The organism is Helicobacter burdigaliensis (genome assembly GCF_003670295.1).
Classification (GTDB): domain Bacteria; phylum Campylobacterota; class Campylobacteria; order Campylobacterales; family Helicobacteraceae; genus Helicobacter_D; species Helicobacter_D burdigaliensis.
The window spans coordinates 1-19,598 of sequence record NZ_QXJG01000009.1; the positions used below are offsets into that span (position 1 = coordinate 1).

Sequence of the window (19,598 nt, forward strand, 5' to 3'; positions counted from 1 at the left end):
ATTCGTGGCGGTGTGATCCCTGAATTTGACAAGCAAATTCTTCCCAAGCCACTCTCAAAATGCTTTTTATATAAAGTGTAGATTCGTTGTTTAAAAGAATAAAATGGAATTGTTTAAATTTTTTAATTACTCTTTTTGGATTTGCACTTTGCTTTGCTTCTTGTAATGACAAAAGAGAATAGATTGCTTCAGAAGCAAAGCTTCTTCGCAATGACAAAGGAAAAGTAAGGGGATTATTTAGGTTTTGCGATAAAGAAGGGGTTAATAAAGAGAGGCTATTTGCCCCCCCCCCCCGCACTAAGAGTGGAGTAGTGAATAGATTAGTTAAAGTCTGCATAGATTCCCTAAAATACATAAATTTAAATACTTTATTGTAAGTTTTAATCATTTTTAACTTAAAAAATAATTTTAATTCTACATATTAAAAATTTAAATTTGAATAAAATATAAAATGAGTATTATAGTTTTATATTTTGTTTAATCCAAAAGAATCAGCGAAATATAACTCTTGCAATAATAAAACAAAGAGAATATCCCTTAAATCAAAAAAATCTATGCAAATTATCACTATGAGTAAATTAGTAACATTTGCATACTATCCTAAAAACTTAAAGTTTTTAAGCTTTATGAATATCTAGCCACTGGATAAGGATCACGCGCATCTACACTGCTTCTTTGAAGCCAATAAGGATAAGGAAGCTTCGTCTGGCTTGCACGATCTAGCATTTCTATATGTTTAGGATCTAGCGTGATAGTAGAAGCTTTTAGATTATCTTTTAATTGTGTGGTGTTTTTAGCCCCTATAATCAATCCGCTAATGCTAGGACGGCTTAAAACCCAAGCTAAAGAGATCTGTGCAAAACTATATCCACTCTCTTTGGCTACTATTTCTAGCACATCCGTAATGTTATAAAGATGATCCATATCCATATCCCATGCACCTCCAGCATTTAGTCTTGAGCTTTCAATATTTTTTGCATTTCTTGTGATTTTACCTGAAAGTAAAGCTCCGCTTAGAGGACTCCATACAAAAGTGCCGATTTTCTCTTCTAAAGCTAAGGGCATAAGCTCGTTTTCTATATCTCTTGCTGCTAGAGAATAATAAACTTGCTGTGCTATCGGTCTTTGCAATCTGTATTCATCAGCTACTTTTAGCATTTTCATCAAATGCCATGCTGAATAGTTGCTAATCCCAAAATATCTAATTTTCCCTGCACGCACTAAATCATTTAAAGTTTGCAGAGCTTCTAAATGAGGAGTTTTTGCATCATAGCAATGCAAATAATACAAATCAATATAATCTGTTTTTAAACGCTTCAAACTTGCATCTATACTTTTTAAAATCTTTGCTCTTGAAGTGCCTATATCATTTGGGTTTTCACTTAGGGGTTGTCCTGTCTTTGTAGAGATAAAAACTTCTTCCCTTTTGTAATCTTGTAATGCCTCGCCTAAAATCTTTTCTGAATCTCCTAAAGAGTAGCAATCTGCTGTATCAAAGGTATTGCAACCATAATCCATACAAGTTTTAATAAGCTCTTTGGCTTCTTGCAAATTTGTCTGCCCCCATCTTTTAAAAAACTCTGTGCTACCGCCAAATGTGGCTGTTCCTAACATTATTGCGGGTATCATTTGTCCGCTGTTACCTAATTGTCTATATTGCATAAATATCCTTTATTAATTTTAATAATGCTTAGATTATAGCACTTGTTATTGTATTGAAGCTTATTTTTGGACTTTTTGTAGAAATTTAATTTTATATGTGAAATTAAAGTTTGATTATAAATTAAATACTTATTGATTTATTTCATTCATTATTTTCTAAAGCAAAATAAGTTGCTTTAGATGAATTCTAGTCTTTTTCTAGTTTTAAAACTTTATTAGTTTGAATACCTATGGGAATCTTTTTTATAGGTTTGCTAAAATCAATACAAATAATACAATAAAAGTGATTTTTAATTTTGTGTTTTTGTTTAATGTTTTATTTATTGTTATTCATTTCAATATTTTTTAAATAACTTACTATGACTACCTAGTTTTAAAATATTTAGCTCTAACTCATTATTATGTTTTTGATAAATCAATAACAAATTAGGTTTTATATGACATTCTCTAAAATCTTTTAGTACCCCTTTTAATTGATGATCTTTATATTTAGGTTCTAAATTTTTATCATTAGAAAGTTTTATGATAACTTCATCTGTTATTTTACGTTCTTCACTGCTTATCTTTTTGTAAGCTTTTATAAAATCTTTATGGTAATAAATTTTATATTTTGCCATCTTGATAAGCTTTCACAAAGTCTTGATGTGAATTAAAGCTTAATGCGGAGTTGGTTTTTTTCTCTTTGTTAAGCTCTTTATTTGCATTTAATATCTCACTTTCAAAACTACTTAGCTTAGGCTTAGAAACTTTGCATTTAGCGTTTATACTTTTAGCTAAACCTTTAAATGCAGGCAAAAAGTCTTCATTAACATTTTCAATAATAAGAGTCATTTAAACTCCTTTCAAATCATATGAAATAAATTATATCATATTTTACCAAATTTTAAAAATGCTAATATATTCAGAGTATCTTTTTTAGGCATTTAAAAAGAATTTATTTTAATGAGAAATTGACAAATCAAAGCCAAAAAACTTTAGTGTTACACAAGACAACACATTTAACCCGTCAATGAAATTATAGCAAATTAAAAAAATGTCAAATGTACTGAAGCTTATGTAGTGCTTTTGTTATTATGGGTTTTATATGTGTTTGAAGTGGATTTGTTTTATTGAACTGCTTATAAGCATAAGATATATTATTAATTTTTTTATTCTAAAAAGTCTTATTTATTTATATTTAAAAATATTTAACTTGCTTGTTATATATTTTGATTATGAATTTCCTTTTCACGTAGCTGTCCGCAAGCTGCTGATATATCTAGTCCTTTGCTTTCTCGAATCGTGCATAAAAGTCCTTTTTTGAGTAAAAATTCCCTAAAAGCTTCTAGTTTTTCTTTGCTAGGGCGTTTATAAATGCTTCCTTCATGCGGATTAAAATAGATAAGATTCACTTTTGCTTTGATTTTATTCAAAAGTGCTACAAGTTTCTTAGCACTCTCTAGCCCATCATTTAACCCATCTATCATAAGATATTCAAACATCACGCGTTTTCTACTATCAATAGGAAATGCCCTAACCTCATCAATAATCGCTTGAATATTATATGCTTTATTGATAGGCATTAGTTCTGTTCTTAGCTTGTCATCTACTGCGTGGAGAGAGATTGCAAGTTGCACCCCTAGATTTAATGCACCGAGTTTTTTAATCTTTGGTGCGATACCGCTTGTAGAGATCGTCTGCCTACGCGGTGAGATACTAAGTCCATCAAGTTCGGATAAAATGCTAATGCACCCTTTTACACTCTCTAAATTATCCAAAGGCTCTCCCATACCCATATATACGATATTTACAGATTTATTTGAAGGAATGTTTTGATCTTTTTTGATAGCTACGACTTGATAAACCATCTCTCCTATGGTGAGATTCCTCACAAATCCACCTTTAGCAGTGAGGCAAAAACTGCAACCCACTTTACAACCAATTTGTGATGAAAGACAAAAGGTAAATTTATCCTCTTTCATCTTTAAAAACACAGCTTCATAGGTAAGATTATCCAAAGTTTTAAAAAGATATTTCACACTTCCATCACTAGATTCTTCTTTTTTAGCAATCTGCACTGCATGCGTTGTAAAATTCTCATTTAAAAATTCTTTGAGTTCTTTTGGCAAATTTTGCATTTTTAAAAAATCATTTTCGTATTGGGTATAAAGCCAATGGTAGATTTGCTTTGCTCTATAAGCTTGTATTTTGCCTTGTGAATCTTCTACTAAAATCTTCGCTAATTCTTCTTGTGTATAGGAATAAATATTTTTTTTAGACATAGGATTTTTCTTTGATATAATTTTCTAATCTTTTTTTTGCTTCATTATGGTTAGCAAAAAACTCTTTTTGTGCGTCTTTATGGATATGATTTGTGCTACAAAATATCCCAAAAGCAGGAATATCAAAGTTTTTTGCTACTTGCAAAATACTAAAAAATTCCATATTTTCATATAAAATTCCTAGTTTTACCATAATTTGTGCTAGACTTTCATCCGTGCTTATATAGTTACTACAATTCACTATTTTTTGATTTTGATTAAGTAATGTTTCATGTGAAACATTTTGTTTTTCTAAACAAATAAAATTATCTAGTGGAGTATAAGACTTTTTTTCTAAGAAAGATAATTCTATATTACTTGCACTTTGCGTTTCAAAAACTTCTAAAAGTTCTTGATTCTTATCATAGCTCCCACAAGTTCCTATGAAAATAATTTCATCAGGTTTATCTCTATAAATAGAATGTGTGAGATTTATAGCACTCTGCACTAGCCCTACTCCGACACTCTTTGCAAAAGGAAAACTCTCAATCTCTCCTGCACAATAAATCATTTCACCTCTTTTATTTTTCTAATTCTTTATAAAATAAATGTGATTCATTCTTCTTTACATTTTTGACTTCTGGTATTTGTAAAACTTGAAAAAATCTTGATTTTTCTAAAAATGCAATCTCAATCACATCACCCACTTTCACATCTCTACTTGCTTTCACACTCACACCTGCGATTTTCACGACTTTATTTTCAATCATATCTTGCGCAATCGCTCTGCGTTTTACGATATTCACAGCATTTAGATATTTGTCAATTCTCATTTTTGCTCTTTTAAAACATCTATTTTATAGATTAAATCCTCTACACCTTGAATATTTTGTGCTTTTATCATATATTTACCTTTTACGATAAAGCTAGGCACACCTTGAATACTCGCATATTCTAAAAGGCTATCCCAAAATTCTAAAATTTCTTTGACTTCTTTAGATTTTAATAAAGTCTTATATTCTTTTTCCTCTAATTTTAAAATCTCTAAACTAAGCTTTGTTAAATCCGCTTCATTGTTAATTTTTTTAGCACTTTTACCATGAAAAATAGCAAAATAATCGTTCAAAAGCATTTGATAATTTGTATTTTTAGATTTTGTATCTTTGCCCTCTTTTTTATCCTTAATGATAGCCACTGCTAAAAACTCACTAATTTGTGTATGAAAATGCGCATTTGTCTTCATATGTGCGGGGTAAAATTCAATTTCTTGTGGAAGCATTTCTAAAAGCAATGGCAAAACTTCTTCATGGTAATACGCGCAATGCGGACAACCAATATTAAAAAGCTCAATCACACTATTTTCCATATTTTTAATAGGCTTAGATAAAACAATATAATCCTCACCCTCTTTTAAATCATTTGCAAACAAAGTTCCTACAAACAAGAATCCCAAAAATAAAACTTTAAAAAACTTCATTATTCACCCTCCTTAACGATACAATTTTCAAAAATAAACTGATGCTCTTGTGGCAATTTTTCAAAAATATTTTGTGTCAAATCTCTAATCTCCCATAAAGCAGATTTAGAACTTCTTAAAGCTAGAAAATTTTGCAAACTTCTTGCATTGATACTCCAAGTTAGCTCTGTCTTATAAGATTCTGGCATTGCAAATTTTGCTAAATCATTACTAATATTCACAATCAAAAGTTTGCGTAAATTCTCTAATGCCATCAAAGAAGCTTCATTTACTGCTTGATTTTCTGTAAAAACTAAAAATTTCTTAGCCCTATTTAGATTGTCCTCGCAAAAGGGTAAAAAAGATTCTTCTTCTTTTAACTCTTTTAGCGTATAGCGACTACTTTTAACCGATAAAGAAGCCATTCTATGTCTTGCAAGCTCTTGCAAACAAGCCCTACTAATCCCTTGAATATAAAAAGTATAGTTTAAATGCTCTAGCGTAGAAGCATGTTTAAATTTATTTCCCACTCTATCTATTAATTCCTTATCTTTCTCCCCGCCATTATCGCCCTTTTCAAAACTTTGCCAACAAGTCCTAATCGCATGGGAACAAATCTTCAAATCCGTATAATTTAAAAGTGTAATATCCATTTCTATTCCTTATTTAATTTGTAATTTTAAGCGTTGAGAATGGGTAATCGCAATCGCAATCGCATCTGTAATATCAAGAGGTTTAATCTCACCCTTAATCCCTAAAAGTCGCTTTACCATAAAAGCCACCTGCTCTTTTGTAGCCTTTCCATTACCTGTTAAGGCTTTTTTAACTTGTAAGGGAGTGTATTCTGCAAAATTCCCAAGTTCTTGTAAAATTTTTAAGCTCAAAGCTCCTCTAAATTGTGCTAATTTTATCACACTTTGGGGATTATAAGCATAAAACATATCTTCAATAGCAACAGAATCTATTTTATGATTTTTTAAAACCAAATCAATCCCTTCTACAAATTCTAAAATTTGATGCTGTAAGATTCTCTCTTTTATTCTTATAAGTCCTGCTTCTATTAATTTTATATTATTATTATGTAATTCTAAAATTGCATACCCACAATTTCTACTTCCAGGATCTATGCCTAAAATATTCATTCTTTTCCTAAAAATTAAAAGATTTGAAATTATAATAATTTTTTAGTAATCTTTGGATAAAATCTAAAATAAACTTTATTCACACCCTGTGAATTAAATGTGAATAACTCTTAGAAAGGGCTAAAATTGCACTCTATTTTATTACAACTTAAAAAAGAAATCACACCTTTTGAATACGATAATTACATCAATCAACTCACTTTTAATGAAAAATATTCCCGCGATGATAGAGTGGTTTTTAATGCACCCAATGTATTTGTAGCAAGCTGGATTAAGACAAAATATGCACAAAAAATTGCACATCTTTTTGAAATCACAAATGGAATCAAACCTGAAGTGATTATTGAAGTTTTCACACCCTCTAAAAAACAAGAAATCAAAAATATCCAAAAAAAGGTGCAACAAACAAGCAATCTAAACCCTTCTTTTACTTTTAATTCCTTTATTATGGGAAATTCTAACAAATATGCTTGTGAAGTAGCAAAAATCGTAGCAAATAATCAAAGCACAAAATATAATCCCCTTTTAATCTATGGTAATACTGGACTTGGCAAAACGCATTTGCTAAATGCCATAGGAAATGCAAATGTAGCTGTGGGTAAAAATGTGATTTATACTACAAGTGAACAATTTTTAAACGATTTTATGTTACATGTTAGAAATTCTACAATGGATCGTTTTAGAGAAAAATACCGCGCATGTGATTATTTACTCATTGATGATATTCAGTTTTTAAGTGGAAAATATCAAATTCAAGAAGAATTTTTTCACACTTTTAATGAATTAAAAGAAAATCACAAACAAATTGTACTTACTTCTGATAGGCCTCCTAAAAATATGGACGGCTTAGAAGAAAGATTAAAAACACGTTTTAAATCCGGACTTTTAGCAGATATTCAACCTCCAGAATTAGAAACAAAAATCAACATTATTCGCACAAAATGTGAATTTGATGGAATCTCTTTAGATAATGATGTAATCCACTATATTGCTGCAAACATTAATGATAATATTAGAGAAATTGAAGGGGTTTTAACAAAGCTCAATTTTTCTATTAATGTTACAAATATTCAAGAAGTAAAAGTGGATTTTGTCAAAGATATTTTAAAAGAATATATCAAAGAAACCAAAGAAAATATTTCCTTAGAAAACATTGTAGAAGTGGTTTCTAAATACTTTAACATTAAACCTTCAGAAATTAAAAGTAAAAATCGTTCTAAAAATGTCGTAACAGCAAGGCGTATTATTATCTATCTTGCTAGAAATCTTACACCAAATTCTATGCCAACTTTAGCAAACTTTTTTGGTATGAAAGACCACAGCTCTGTAAGTAAAGCAATGAAAAGTATTGAAGAAGAATTAAAAAATAATCAAAACTTTAGATTAATCTTAGAAGAATTAAAGAGTAAAATTGCACATTAGTAAAAATTTAACCTCATTAAAAACATAATTTTGATAAAATTGTGAATAAATGTGAATAAAATTTTATATAATTTCACATTTAAAGGCAAGTATTCTAGGGTTCTAAAAGCAATTTTTCCACATTGCACACACCCTACTAATACTACTAAATTTATTTAATAATAAAGGGAATTCCATGAACATTAACATTTCTAATAGTGTCTTAGATAATATCTTAACCAATTTACAACCTTTCTTAGATAAAAAAGATTCTAGTCAAATCACCTCTCATATTTATTTAGAAACTAAAGACAATGAGCTAATCTTTAGAGCGACAGATTTTGAAATGGGACTTTTAGCCACTACACAAAATTTAAACATTATAGAGCAAGGAATCGCAACAGTTAATGGAAAACAAATTCTAGATATTATTAAAAGATTGAAAGAAGGAGAAGTATCTTTACACACTAAAGATGAAAACCTAATCATCAAACAAAATAAAAGCTCTTTCAAACTTCCTATGTTTAATGCACAAGAATTCCCAGAATTCCCAAATTTAGAAAATCTATCAAAACTAGAAATTAACGCAATAGAACTTATTTCTTCTATGAAAAAAATCTTCCCTGTAATTGATACAAACAATCCTAAAAGAGAATTAACAGGAGCACTTTTAGATATAAAAGAATATTCTTATAATTTTGTAGCAACAGATACAAAAAGACTTTCTATTGTAAAATTTGACAATCCTTCAGGAAATAAACTAGCTTTAATTGTTCCAAAAAGAGCTATTACAGAGATTCAAAAACTTTTCTTTGATCAAATTGAACTTTACTATAATGAAAAAGAACTCATTATAAAATCTAAAAACTATATTTTCTTTACGCATTTAATCAATGGAAAATTTCCTGATTATGAAAGAATTATCCCTAAAGAGATTTTAGTAGAATTTTCTATCCCTAAAGCAAAAATTATTGAGGGAATTAAACTAATTAATTCCATTACAAATGATGTAAAACTTACCTTTAGACCGCATCAAATTTTATTTGAATCTTTAAGCAATGATAATTTAGAAGCAAATACAGAAGTAGAGATTGAACTTCCTATCGCAGAAGAAATTGTCTTAGGGATTAATTCGCGTCATGTGATGGACTTTTTAAACCAAATTGATACAATGGAATTCACTTGGTGTTTAAATGAAAAAAATGCTCCTTTTGTGCTTAAAAGTGAAAATTTTTCAACGGTTATTATGCCTATTATTTTATAAGTTTAAGAAACTTTATTAAGGAAAGAAATGGAAAAAGAATACGCTGGAAGTAGTATTAAAGTTTTAAAAGGCTTAGAAGCCGTTAGAAAACGCCCCGGAATGTATATAGGGGATACAAATATTAATGGATTGCATCATCTTATTTATGAAGTTGTAGATAATTCTATTGATGAAGCTATGGCAGGATATTGTGATACAATCCACATCACTCTTACAAAAAATGGAAGTGCGATTATCAAGGACAATGGGCGTGGGATTCCAGTGGATATTCACCCAACAGAAAATATCCCAGCTGCCACAGTTGTTTTAACTGTGCTTCATGCAGGTGGTAAGTTTGACCAAGATACTTATAAAGTTTCAGGTGGTTTGCATGGTGTGGGTGTATCGGTTGTAAATGCACTTTCTAAGAATCTTAAAATGACAATCCATAAAAATGGAAATGTTTATGAGCAAAATTTTGCACAAGGGATTCCTCAAGATGAACTAAATATAGTAGGCACAACAAAACAAAATGGAACTACAATTGAGTTTATTCCAGATGATAGTATTTTTGAAGTTACAAATTTTCAAAGAGAAATTTTAAGCAAAAGATTTAAAGAACTTGCTTACCTAAACCGCCAAATTACCATTCATTTTAAAGATGAACGCGATGGATTTAATGAAATCTATCATTTTGAGGGTGGATTAAATCAATTTGTAGAAGATCTAAATAAAAAACAATTAATCTCTACAATTATCAGTTTTGAAGGCTTTGAAAGCAATACAGAAGTGCAAATCGCTCTAGCTTATAATGATGGTTTTGATGAAAAAGTGTTAAGCTTTGTAAATAATATCAGAACCATTGATGGTGGAACGCATGAAGCAGGTTTTAGAGCAGGACTTACAAGAGCGATTACAAATTATATTGAAGCAAATGCAAATGCAAGAGAAAAAGATTCTAAAATCACAGGAGATGATATTAGAGAAGGGCTTATAGCAGTCGTTTCTACTAAAGTTGTAGATCCACAATTTGAAGGACAAACAAAAGGAAAATTAGGAAGTTCTTTTGTGCGTCCTATCGTGCAAAAGCTTACCTATGAAAAATTAGCAAAATTCTTTGAAGAAAATCCAAACGAAGCAAAAGCAATTATGCAAAAAGCACTCCTTGCAGCAAGAGGTAGAGAAGCTGCTAAAAAAGCAAGAGAACTCACAAGAAAAAAAGAAACCCTAAGTGTTGGGACATTACCGGGGAAATTAGCAGATTGCCAAAGCAAAGATCCAAGCATTAGTGAGCTTTATTTAGTAGAGGGTGATTCTGCGGGTGGTTCTGCAAAACAAGGACGCGATAGAGTTTATCAAGCTATTTTACCACTAAGAGGAAAAATCTTAAATGTAGAAAAAAGTAGGCTGGATAAAATTTTAAAAAGTGAAGAGATTAAAAACCTTATTACTGCATTAGGTTGTGGAATAGGGGAGGATTTTGATATTTCTAAAATCCGCTATAACAAAATCATTATTATGACAGATGCAGATGTAGATGGTAGCCATATTCAAACGCTTTTAATGACTTTCTTCTTTAGATATTTAAAGGGAATTATTGAAGAGGGGTATTTATATATCGCACAACCTCCTCTTTATCGTTTTAAAAAGGGTAAAAAAGAAATTTATCTAAAAGATGAAAAAGCTTTATCAGAATATTTAATAGAAAATAGTATTGAAAGTTGCAGTTTTACAGGCATAGGAACTAAAGATTTAATAGAATTTTTCAAAATTGTTTCTCATTATAGAAATATTTTAAGTTCTTTAGAAAAAAGATTCCCTTTTATTGATATTGCAAAATTTTTGATTGAAAATTCGGATTTTATCGGACTTAAAAATGAAGAACTTTATCAAAAGATTAAAGAAAAAATCACAAGTTTAAATTTTAATATCTTAAATGAAAGTGTAGATGAAGAAAAAATCCAGCTTTATGTGCAGACAAGTTCAGGCTTAGCGGATATTAGAATTGATGAGGAATTGTTTTCACATCCTTTATTTGAAGAAGCACATTTTGTATATAATAAAATCAAAGAAAGAGATTTAGAGTTTTTAGAAGGTAAAGATCCACTGATTGCTTTAAAAGAAGTAGAAGATAATAGTAAAAAAGGTGCAGAGATTCAACGCTATAAAGGTTTAGGTGAGATGAATCCAGAACAACTTTGGGAAACAACAATGACACCAGAAAATCGCCGATTAATCCGTGTAGAAATTCAAGATGAAATGGAAGCAAGTGATGTATTCTCACTCTTTATGGGAGATGAGGTAGAACCACGAAGAGAATATATTCAAACCCATGCAAAAGATGTTAAACATCTTGATGTATAATTAACTTCAATCTTAATGCTATAAAAGCCTGATAAAAAGGCTCTAGCATTCTTTATTAAAAATTCTCTATAAACAAACTACTTTTATGAAAAAATCTGTTACAATAATCATAATCTACAAAGTTTTTATAAGGGCAAATCAAAATGGAAGATTCTAAGAAAAAAGAGATTTTACAACAAAGTAAAATTATTGCTATTTATGGGCTTTCTAACGATAGTCAAAAGCCAAGTTACAAAGTTGCTCAATATCTTATTAAAGTAGGATATAAAATCGTGCCTATTAATCCAAAAGGTGGAGAAATCTTAGGAGAAAAAGTCTATCCTACATTAGAAGATGCAACAAATGCTTACGATATTGATATTTTAGATATTTTTAGAAAAAGTGAAGCACTTCCTGCTTTAGCCAAAGATATTATAGATCTTAAGAATAAGCCAAAATGTGTTTGGGTGCAGCTAGGGCTTTCTAGCAAAGAGGCTAAAGAGATTCTAATGAGTGCAAACTTAGAATATGAAGAAAATAGTTGTATTAAATTAGAACATCAAAGGTTAATCCCATGATTGCATTATCACAAATTGTAGATGCCAAAAAAAGATTAAATGGTATCACACAGCACACAAAACTTGCCTATGCTCCAAAGCTAAGTCTTTTAAGCAAGGCACAAATTTATCTAAAACAAGAGAATTTACAAAATACAGGTTCTTTTAAATTAAGAGGGGCTTTTAATAAAATCTCAAATTTAAAAGAAGAACAAAGAAAAAATGGAGTTATCGCAGCAAGTGCAGGTAATCACGCACAAGGTGTGGCATATAGTGCAAAGCATTTTGGGATTAAAGCAGTGATTGTTATGCCTGAATCCACTCCACTTTTAAAAGTAATGGGAGTAAAGGAGTTAGGAGCAGAGGCAATTTTATATGGGAATAATTATGATGAGTCTTATGCATATGCACTAGAATATGCTAAAACACATAATTTATGCTTTATCCACCCATTTGCTGATGATGAAGTGATCGCTGGACAAGGCACAATCGCACTAGAGATGATAGAAGATCAAAGCAATCTTAGCACCATTGTCGTGCCAATAGGTGGTGGAGGATTAATTTGTGGGATTGCTGCTGCTTATAAGCAAATGTTACCTAATACTAGAATTATTGGTGTAGTAGCAAGTGGAGCTCCTGGAATGTATCATTCTTTTTATAAAAAAGAGATTCAAAGCACAAAATCTGTGCGAACTATTGCTGATGGAATTGCTGTAAGAGATGTCAATCCACTAAATTTTGAATATATTTTAGAAAGTGTAGATGAGATAGTAAGCGTAGATGATGAAGAAATTGCAAATGCTATCCTCTACTTGCTAGAAAATCAAAAACTTGTAGTTGAAGGTGCGGGGGCTAGTGTAGTAGCAGCACTTTTGCACCATAAATTTACTTTAAAAGAAAATGAACAAGTAGGGCTAATTTTAAGCGGTGGTAATATTGATGTAAATATGCTTGGAGTGATTATTGAAAAAGGTTTAGCAAGATCCCATCGTAAAATGCGATTTTGTGTTACTCTTATTGATAAACCTGGAAGCTTACAAGCACTTAGCAATCTCCTCTCACAACTTGGAGCAAATATCGTAAAAATTGATTTTGATAGAATCTCCACTTCTCTTACTTATGGTGATGCGAATGTAACACTCTTTTTAGAAACTAAAGGAAAAGAGCATCAAGAGGAGATTAGAAAAGAATTAAAAGCTAATGGCTATGAATTTATAGAAATTTAAAGATGCAAAAGTTTATTTACCCTCTTTTTTTCATACTTCTTGGGTTAGATTTTTGTATGCTTTTATGGGCGCTTAATACCCTTAGTATTAGCTATGATGAAGCGGTAGGATTTTTCCACCCTACAAAGCTTAATGACTATCTAGCAAATTTTGGAGTATGGATTTTTGGACAAAATGATTTAGGACTTAGAATCCCTTTTGTATTTTTGCATTTATGCAATGCAAGCTTGCTTTTTATTTTTTCTTTGAAATTTTTAAAACGCAAAAGCGATGCACTTTTATGCGTGGCAATCTTTATGCTACTTCCAGGGATTAATGCAAGTGCGCTTTTAAATATTAATAGTGGTGTGATTTTATTTTTTGCACTTTTATTATGCACTTATCAAGTTTATTTTAAATCCATTCCTTATCCTCTTTTGGTGATTATGGCATTTATAGATGGAGCTTTTTCTTTAATATTTTTGGCACTTTTATTTTATGGAATTGGTAAAAAAAATAATCTTTTAATTTTTATTTCCCTTATTTTATTTGCTTTTAGTATGTATTTTTTTGGCACAGAGATAGGCGGACATCCTAAGGGTTATTTTTTAGACACGAATGGGCATTTATTTTTGATTTTCTCACCCTTACTTTATCTTTATTTTCTTTATGGACTTTATCGTTATTTTAACGCAAACAACCGCCCTCTTATTTGGTATATTTCTTTTAGTGCTTTAATCTTTATTTTTTTACTTTCTTTTAGGCAAAGGGTAGAAATAGAACTTTATGCACCTTTTTTAATCTTAGCACTTCCTTTGCTTGTAAGCATTTATCTTTCTGGGCTTAGAGTGCGTTTGCCTCTTTTTAGAATGCATTATCGCATACCTTTTATAGCTACTTTATTAGTGCTTATTTTATGCAATACAACTTTGATTTTTTCAAAATTTCTTTTTATCTTTATGGAAAAAGGAGATAAACATTTTGCTTATGAGCATTTTATCGCAAAAGAACTCGCACAATCTCTTAAAAAAAGGGGTATAAATTCTCTAAAAACGGATGAAGAATTGCAAAAAAGACTAGAATTTTATGAAATCTCCCCTGCAAAAAGCCCCATTTTAAGCACAAAATATAAAAAAGGTGCAAAGAAAATTGAAATCACTTATTATGGCAAACAAGTAGCACTTTTTTATGTCCGCTAAAAGCTCATTTACTCTTTTGGAGTGTTTATTAATAATCGCGCTTTTGGCGATTTTAAGCACTATAAGCTTAAATGCTAATTTTAAAAGCGATCTTATTTTGGCACAAGATGAGATTTTAAAGCATCTTTATTACACAAAATTTTTAGCACTCAATTCCCAAAAACATATTAGACAAAGCGATTTTTGCCAAAGTGATTTTTGCAAAGAAGAGATGGAGCGCTACAAAGAGAGCTTTTGGCGGATTCAATTTAGTGAATTAAAAAATATTGGGGTGGCTTATTCTATCTTTAGTGATAGTGCTAGGATAAAGGAGAGTAAAAATTATGATGATCGTCCTATGGATAGCTTTGAATATGCAAGAGATTTAGTGGATAGTAAATATCTTGGTGTGTATAATTACAATAATACAAAATTTGCCAATCCTTTGCGTGATGGAAATTTTGCCCTAAGCAGTCGTTATAAAATCAGTAAAGTAGTGTTAAAAGGCTGTGGAGAAAGCTTTGATAAAAAGGGCAATGCAATAGGAGTTAGGATTTTATTTGATAATTTAGGCAGAGTTTATTGCAAGATTCCTAAAGAAAAAGTAAGTCCTTTACAAGAACAAGCAATTTTTGAAATTTTTGATTTTCATAATAAAAGTGCAAAAATATGTATCACACCTAGAGGTATTATTAAAAAATGCTAAAAAATTATGTTATAATAAACCATTATAAAGCAAAGAGGTAGTGAATTATCAAAGAAACAAATAAAAAGGCACTAGCCAAAAAGCAATTTGGGCAAAACTTTTTACAAGATAAATTTGTGCTAGATAAGATTATCCAATCCATTCCCAACACAAACGCGCAAATAGTTGAGATTGGGGCTGGCTTAGGTGATCTAACAAATAAGCTTTTAAGCTTAGGGGACATCACTGCTTATGAGGTTGATACGGAGTTGTTGCCCTATTTAGAGGAGCGGTTTGCTAAAGAATTACAAAATGGCAAACTAAAAATACAAATGGGCGATATATTAAAAATATGGGAAGGGAAAAGTTTTAGGGATAAGCCCTACTTTTTAGTATCTAACCTTCCTTATTACATAGCTACTCTTTTGGTGGTTAAGGCTATTAAAGATCCTTTGTGTAAGGGTTTTGTCGTGATGACACAAAAAGAGGTTGCGTTAAAATTTTGTGCTAAAGTTAAAGAGAGTGATTTTAGTGCATTGTCTGTTTTATTAGGAAGTGTGGGTGGGGGTGAATTGATTTTAGAAGTTCCAAAAGAGGCTTTTATCCCTCCACCAAAGGTAACTTCCGCTGTCTTTAGATGTCAAAAAACAGAGAATTGTGATTTTGTATTTTTGCAAAATTTAGAAAAATTGTTGCAAATTGCTTTTTGTGCTCCAAGAAAGACTTTGTTGAATAATCTTCAAAAGCATTTTGAAAAAGAAAAAATTTTAAATGCTTTTTTAGAACTTGAAATAGAAATAAATAGCAGACCTCATGAGATTGATATTCCCCTTTATCACCGACTTTTGAAAATCTTTTAAAGGCGGAATTATGGAAGAAAATAAAAATATACAAGAAACAACACAAACACAAAACAAAGAGAGGAGATATTTTAAGCCACGCGGACAAAATACACAAAAAGATGAGAAGAATCCGCAAAAAAGGCATAACCCTAACTTTAACAAAAGACAGTACAACAAACAAAATAATGAAGGGCAAAACCCACAAAATGATAAAGTAAAGCCAAAGCATAACAAAAGCAATAACAATAATTATGGCACAAAAGAAGTGCAACAATCTACAATGGAGCTTAAAAAAACCGTGGAGCTAAATGCTAAGGTGCATCAAAGCTCCCTTAGCACACATTCTCAAGTGCATTTTAATCCAAATGGCAAGGTTAGAATAACTCCTATTGGTGGGCTAGGTGAGATTGGTGGAAATATGACCGTGATTGAAACGCAAAATTCTGCAATCATTATTGATGCGGGTATGAGCTTCCCAGATGCTAGTATGCATGGGGTGGATATTTTAGTGCCTGATTTTAGTTATTTAGAAGTGATTAAAGATAAGATTGCAGGGATTATCATCACCCATGCACACGAAGATCATATCGGTGCTATGCCCTATCTTTTTAAAAAATATCAATTTCCTATTTATGGAACACCGCTTCCTTTAGGACTAATTGGTTCTAAGTTTGATGAGCATGGGCTTAAAAAATACCGCTCACTCTTTAGGGCAGTGGAGAAAAGAAAGCCTATTAGAATCGGAGAGTTTGAGATTGAATGGATTCACATTACGCATTCTATTGTGGATTCTAGTGCTTTGGCGATTAAAACAGAAGCAGGATTAATCTTCCATACAGGAGATTTTAAAATCGATCATACACCAATTGACGGCTATCCAACAGATTTAAATAGAATCGCACATTATGGTGAGCAAGGCGTTTTATTATTATTAAGCGATTCTACAAATTCACATAAAAGTGGCTATACACCTAGTGAAGCAAGTGTTGGACCTGCATTTGATTTGCTCTTTTCGCGTGCTAAAGGAAGAGTGATTATGAGCACATTTAGCTCAAACATTCATAGGGTATATCAAGCAATAGAGCATGGGATAAAATATGGCAGAAAGGTTTCTGTAATTGGGCGTTCTATGGAAAAAAACTTAGAAATTGCTAGAGTTTTAGGCTATATTGATTTACCGCAAAATATTTTTATAGAAGCCCATGAAGTAGCAAAATATCCCGATGAAGAAGTGCTAATCGTAACTACTGGTAGTCAGGGTGAAACCATGAGTGCATTGTATAGAATGGCAACAGATGAGCATAGACATATCAAAATCAAGCCTAGTGATACAATCATTCTTTCAGCCAAAGCAATCCCCGGAAATGAAGGCTCTGTATCTAATGTGATTAACTTCATCACTAAAGCGGGTGCTAAGGTGTATTATCAAGATTTTAGCGAGATTCATACTAGCGGACATGCCGCACAAGAAGAACAAAAACTTATGCTACGCCTTGTAAAGCCTAAGTTTTTCCTACCCGTGCATGGAGAGTATAACCATATTTTAAAGCACAAAGAAACTGCTATTTCTTGTGGTGTAGATGAGAAAAATATCTATTTAATGGAAGATGGCGATCAAATGGAAATCTCCCATAACTATTTACGCAAAGTAAGAAGTGTAAAAACAGGTAAAACTTATATTGATAATCAAGTGAATTCTACAATCGCCAATGATGTGATTTTAGATAGACAAAATTTAGCTGAAAATGGTATGGTAACAATCTTTGTGCAATTAAATAAAGAAAAAAATTCTCTAGTAGGGAAGCCTAGAATCAATACTATGGGAATTATTGCAAACAAAGATATGGTGAGCTTTAATAAAGAAATTGAGGAATTTTTCTCTCTCTTTAGCAAAAATTGTAAAAAAGAACTTTACAACAATCAAAAAGCAATGGAAAATGAAATCCGCAATTCTTTAAGAAAGCTTCTTTTCAAAAAGACAAAACGCTATCCAATGCTTATTATCTATGCAAACCTCATTTAATGAGGTTTAACGCATATTTTTTTGCTTTTCATCATTAATTTTTTGAACTTTGATTAAAACTTCCACCATTGCTTGATAAAGCGTCTCTGGTATCTCGCTATCAATATCTACATCTTTATAAAGTGCGCGTGCTAAAGGAGGGTTTTCAATAATAGGAATATCATTTTCTTTAGCAATTTCTTTAATCCTTTGGGCGATAAAATCCACCCCTTTTGCAAGCACTCTGGGTGCATTTTCTTTTTTGCTATCATAACGCAGTGCAACCGCATAATGCGTAGGGTTAGTAACCACCACATCCGCAGCTGGAATATTTTGCATCATACGCTTTTTAGCTGCTTGAAACATCAAAGAGCGGATTTTTCCTTTTACTTGTTGATCCCCTTCTTGGTTTTTAAATTCATCTTTGACTTCTTGTTTTGTCATTCTTAGGGATTTATAATATTGATAGCGTTTTAATAGATAATCCACACTTGCCATTACTAAAAAAAATGCTAATAAGATTGCGATTAATATAAGTGCTTTATCTTTAAACCATATCATTTGTTGAAACACTGGAAAAAGAGAAACTTCTGTAAGCTCTTTAATAAAACTTAAAAATACAAAAAAGCCTATAATAAATGCCAAAAGCACTTTGGTGGTGATTAAAAAGCCATCAAGTAGTTTTTTGAGTGAAAAAAGATTTTTTAAGCCTGTGATAAAGTTTAACTTTTGGAATTTTGGCTGGATAGCCTTAGTAGTTAGCAAAAATCCACTTTGTGCGATATTTGCAACCACTCCTGCTATCATTAAAGCCGCAAAAATAGGAGCTAGCAAAAGTGCCATTTGATACATAAGCGAAAAAGTAAGCGACATGGAATTTTCTAGACTAAAATCTTGTGAGAAGAGTGCATATACTTGATGAAAAACATCTCCTAATCCCTCCACCCAAAAATTAAAACAAATAAAAATCAAAACAAGCCCCACAACCATACCTAAAAACGCATTAACATCGGGACTTTTTAGGACATTTCCTTCCTCTCTTGCTTTTTCAATTTTACGCGCGGAGGGTTCTTCTGTCTTTTCTTCTTCATCAGCCATTTAGTGCCTCTTTATAATCTTGTGGTGTGTTTAAATTTCTTGTTTGTTGTGTGGGTATTGCAACAAAATTTGCTTTTATTAAATCTAATAATTTTAAAAGTTTATAGTCTTGAATTTTAATTTGTTCTTCTATTATTTGGAGGGATTTATAAGTATAAACTCCAAGAAGTGGGTGGATTTTATCATTTTTAAAAAAAGTGGGAACTTTGCTTTTTTCATAAGATAAAATTAAATTTTTCACACTTTCTATTGTCAAAAAGGGTGCATCTACACTTAATACAAATACATCTTTTTGCAAGGTTTCTAAGATGCTCTTTAAACCAAAAATGGGTGCAAAAATATCCTTTGTAGAATCTAAGATTGTAGGAATTTCTAAAAGATTTTCAATAGGATTTTTAGAAGAAAAGTAAATCTTTTTAAAAAAGTTTTTGAATTTTTTAGCTTGAAAAGTTGCTAGATTCGTGCCACCAAATTCTAGAGTTTCTTTTTTTATCCCCATTCTTTTGCTTGCACCACCGCATAAAATCACACAAGGTAACAAAAA

General features: G+C 31.0%; 21 protein-coding genes. 9 read left to right on the forward strand and 12 right to left on the reverse strand.

Features of this window, described 5'->3' with window-relative positions; genetic code table 11:
* From EBF09_RS04775 to ruvC, 10 genes are all read right to left on the reverse strand, one after another.
* Nucleotides 1-337: hypothetical protein (locus EBF09_RS04775; protein WP_157978166.1), on the reverse strand; the 337-nt coding region annotated here is incomplete at its 3' end.
* A gap of 287 nt (nucleotides 338-624) precedes the next feature.
* The gene (locus EBF09_RS04780; RefSeq protein WP_121763998.1) at nucleotides 625-1,662 is read right to left on the reverse strand and encodes an aldo/keto reductase; all 1,038 of its coding nucleotides are present in this window, start codon (nucleotides 1,660-1,662) and stop codon (nucleotides 625-627) included.
* Nucleotides 1,663-1,997: 335 nt separating this feature from the next.
* Nucleotides 1,998-2,279: a type II toxin-antitoxin system YafQ family toxin gene (locus EBF09_RS04785; RefSeq protein ID WP_121763999.1), complete on the reverse strand. Its 282-nt coding sequence runs from the start codon at nucleotides 2,277-2,279 to the stop codon at nucleotides 1,998-2,000.
* Complete coding sequence (locus EBF09_RS04790; RefSeq protein ID WP_121764000.1) at nucleotides 2,266-2,493, reverse strand: hypothetical protein; 228 nt, start codon at nucleotides 2,491-2,493, stop codon at nucleotides 2,266-2,268. The genes EBF09_RS04785 and EBF09_RS04790 overlap by 14 nt, the downstream gene beginning before the upstream one ends.
* Nucleotides 2,494-2,861: 368 nt before the next feature.
* Nucleotides 2,862-3,923 (reverse strand): 23S rRNA (adenine(2503)-C(2))-methyltransferase RlmN, encoded by a 1,062-nt coding sequence (rlmN, locus tag EBF09_RS04795; protein WP_121764001.1) that lies wholly within the window; start codon nucleotides 3,921-3,923, stop codon nucleotides 2,862-2,864.
* Nucleotides 3,916-4,473: a nucleoside phosphorylase-I family protein gene (locus tag EBF09_RS04800; RefSeq protein WP_121764002.1), complete on the reverse strand. Its 558-nt coding sequence runs from the start codon at nucleotides 4,471-4,473 to the stop codon at nucleotides 3,916-3,918. Before EBF09_RS04800 ends, rlmN begins: the two co-directional genes overlap by 8 nt.
* A 10-nt stretch (nucleotides 4,474-4,483) precedes the next feature.
* Nucleotides 4,484-4,735 carry an RNA-binding S4 domain-containing protein gene (locus EBF09_RS04805; RefSeq protein WP_121764003.1) on the reverse strand — a complete coding sequence of 84 codons (252 nt, stop codon included), beginning with the start codon at nucleotides 4,733-4,735 and terminating at the stop codon, nucleotides 4,484-4,486.
* Nucleotides 4,732-5,379, reverse strand: a complete 648-nt coding sequence (locus EBF09_RS04810; RefSeq protein ID WP_121764004.1) for a thioredoxin domain-containing protein — start codon at nucleotides 5,377-5,379, stop codon at nucleotides 4,732-4,734. Before EBF09_RS04810 ends, EBF09_RS04805 begins: the two co-directional genes overlap by 4 nt.
* Nucleotides 5,379-6,011, reverse strand: coding sequence for an FAD-dependent thymidylate synthase (thyX, locus tag EBF09_RS04815; RefSeq protein WP_121764005.1), 633 nt, complete (start codon nucleotides 6,009-6,011; stop codon nucleotides 5,379-5,381). The genes EBF09_RS04810 and thyX overlap by 1 nt, the downstream gene beginning before the upstream one ends.
* Nucleotides 6,012-6,020: 9 nt before the next feature.
* Nucleotides 6,021-6,500: a crossover junction endodeoxyribonuclease RuvC gene (ruvC, locus tag EBF09_RS04820; protein WP_121764006.1), complete on the reverse strand. Its 480-nt coding sequence runs from the start codon at nucleotides 6,498-6,500 to the stop codon at nucleotides 6,021-6,023.
* Nucleotides 6,501-6,626: 126 nt separating this feature from the next.
* Between ruvC and dnaA the strand changes: the two genes are divergently transcribed.
* The 9 genes from dnaA (at nucleotide 6,627) to EBF09_RS04860 (ending at nucleotide 17,977) form a co-directional block, all read left to right on the forward strand.
* The gene (gene dnaA, locus EBF09_RS04825; RefSeq protein WP_121764007.1) at nucleotides 6,627-7,922 is read left to right on the forward strand and encodes a chromosomal replication initiator protein DnaA; all 1,296 of its coding nucleotides are present in this window, start codon (nucleotides 6,627-6,629) and stop codon (nucleotides 7,920-7,922) included.
* Nucleotides 7,923-8,097: 175 nt separating this feature from the next.
* Nucleotides 8,098-9,165: a DNA polymerase III subunit beta gene (gene dnaN, locus EBF09_RS04830; RefSeq protein ID WP_121764008.1), complete on the forward strand. Its 1,068-nt coding sequence runs from the start codon at nucleotides 8,098-8,100 to the stop codon at nucleotides 9,163-9,165.
* Between the two features lie 27 nt (nucleotides 9,166-9,192).
* Nucleotides 9,193-11,508 carry a DNA topoisomerase (ATP-hydrolyzing) subunit B gene (gene gyrB / locus EBF09_RS04835; protein ID WP_121764009.1) on the forward strand — a complete coding sequence of 772 codons (2,316 nt, stop codon included), beginning with the start codon at nucleotides 9,193-9,195 and terminating at the stop codon, nucleotides 11,506-11,508.
* A gap of 143 nt (nucleotides 11,509-11,651) precedes the next feature.
* Complete coding sequence (locus EBF09_RS04840; protein ID WP_232817659.1) at nucleotides 11,652-12,065, forward strand: CoA-binding protein; 414 nt, start codon at nucleotides 11,652-11,654, stop codon at nucleotides 12,063-12,065.
* Entirely contained in the window at nucleotides 12,062-13,270 is a 1,209-nt protein-coding gene (gene ilvA / locus EBF09_RS04845; RefSeq protein ID WP_121764011.1) for a threonine ammonia-lyase, read from the forward strand. The genes EBF09_RS04840 and ilvA overlap by 4 nt, the downstream gene beginning before the upstream one ends.
* A 2-nt stretch (nucleotides 13,271-13,272) precedes the next feature.
* Nucleotides 13,273-14,448, forward strand: a complete 1,176-nt coding sequence (locus tag EBF09_RS09185; RefSeq protein ID WP_198672539.1) for a hypothetical protein — start codon at nucleotides 13,273-13,275, stop codon at nucleotides 14,446-14,448.
* Nucleotides 14,438-15,133 (forward strand): prepilin-type cleavage/methylation domain-containing protein, encoded by a 696-nt coding sequence (locus EBF09_RS04850; protein ID WP_198672540.1) that lies wholly within the window; start codon nucleotides 14,438-14,440, stop codon nucleotides 15,131-15,133. The genes EBF09_RS09185 and EBF09_RS04850 overlap by 11 nt, the downstream gene beginning before the upstream one ends.
* Nucleotides 15,134-15,180: 47 nt before the next feature.
* Entirely contained in the window at nucleotides 15,181-15,972 is a 792-nt protein-coding gene (gene rsmA, locus EBF09_RS04855; RefSeq protein WP_121764012.1) for a 16S rRNA (adenine(1518)-N(6)/adenine(1519)-N(6))-dimethyltransferase RsmA, read from the forward strand.
* A gap of 10 nt (nucleotides 15,973-15,982) precedes the next feature.
* Nucleotides 15,983-17,977: a ribonuclease J gene (locus tag EBF09_RS04860; protein WP_121764013.1), complete on the forward strand. Its 1,995-nt coding sequence runs from the start codon at nucleotides 15,983-15,985 to the stop codon at nucleotides 17,975-17,977.
* Between the two features lie 6 nt (nucleotides 17,978-17,983).
* Here the strand turns inward: EBF09_RS04860 and flhB are convergent, their stop codons facing one another.
* Together flhB and EBF09_RS04870 are read right to left on the reverse strand one after the other, a co-directional pair.
* Nucleotides 17,984-19,054 carry a flagellar biosynthesis protein FlhB gene (gene flhB, locus EBF09_RS04865; RefSeq protein WP_121764014.1) on the reverse strand — a complete coding sequence of 357 codons (1,071 nt, stop codon included), beginning with the start codon at nucleotides 19,052-19,054 and terminating at the stop codon, nucleotides 17,984-17,986.
* Nucleotides 19,047-19,595, reverse strand: a complete 549-nt coding sequence (locus tag EBF09_RS04870) for an NTP transferase domain-containing protein (RefSeq protein ID WP_121764015.1) — start codon at nucleotides 19,593-19,595, stop codon at nucleotides 19,047-19,049. Before EBF09_RS04870 ends, flhB begins: the two co-directional genes overlap by 8 nt.
* Nucleotides 19,596-19,598 lie beyond the last annotated feature (3 nt).